The organism is Oleiphilus sp. HI0066, assembly GCF_001635725.1.
Window position 1 is genome coordinate 1 of the sequence record NZ_LWFH01000332.1, and the last position, 848, is coordinate 848.

General features: G+C 42.1%; 1 protein-coding gene. It reads right to left on the reverse strand.

Annotated features, from left to right (window positions below):
* Window positions 1-188 precede the first annotated feature (188 nt).
* The gene (locus A3738_RS04785) at window positions 189-680 is read right to left on the reverse strand and encodes a hypothetical protein (RefSeq protein ID WP_068502631.1); all 492 of its coding nucleotides are present in this window, start codon (window positions 678-680) and stop codon (window positions 189-191) included.
* Between the last annotated feature and the right edge of the window lie 168 nt (window positions 681-848).

The following is an 848-nucleotide window of genomic DNA, read 5'->3' on the forward strand; positions in this document are numbered from 1 at the left end:
CATCAAGTTCATGAACGCCGTGATATCTAAATCGGCTTCTTGTTGAGACCATCTGTGACGTCGGATCATACTAATACAAACAATAGGAAGAATGTGTCTGTATTATAGGGAGTCACTGATTGCTATCAAGAACGGTGCGCACAAAACAATCTTTCGATTAAGAAGTATTATGGCGCACATCAAATAAGTTAGCTCTTTTTGTTTAATTGAGCTTTCCACTTCTCGGCATATAATCGATGCTCATAATTTCTTTGAAGTTCGTATATCTGAACATTCGGATTAGCTGGAGAATTATTACACACCACTTTCACGCCATGTTGCATCGCAATAAACTTCACCTCGTCTGGCGAGATTTGTAGATCACGCGCAGCAACCCGATACTCCTGGCGCGGATGATTGGGATTGCATAGTTCGCGAATTCCCCAGCGATCCATGGCCGGTTTGTATGCGCGATAATACTTCACATAGGACAAGTAAAATGCCAATCCGGCAATGAGCGCGACGCCAAATATACCCTCTTCAGTACCATTGCGTGCAAGAGCCCAAATCAGCGTCCCCGCTAATACCAACAAAGCACAAGAGAGCTTAATTTCGTACGGCGTAAAAATGTTTGGTGCCATCACACCATAATTATCTCCGCGTAACATCCATTTAAGTAGTCGATGAATTCCTTTAAACATGAACACCTCCAAAAGCAGGACATATCTCTAAGGTCGACCATGTATATAGAAGAGCGAATCGCAGCCCGCAATTTTCGTTTGGTTAATTTATGTTCCCGAGTGCATTCATACTTTACTGAAAAACAGATCATAATTTGTACGAATCTGACTTGTATTTAGGGTTTTGGC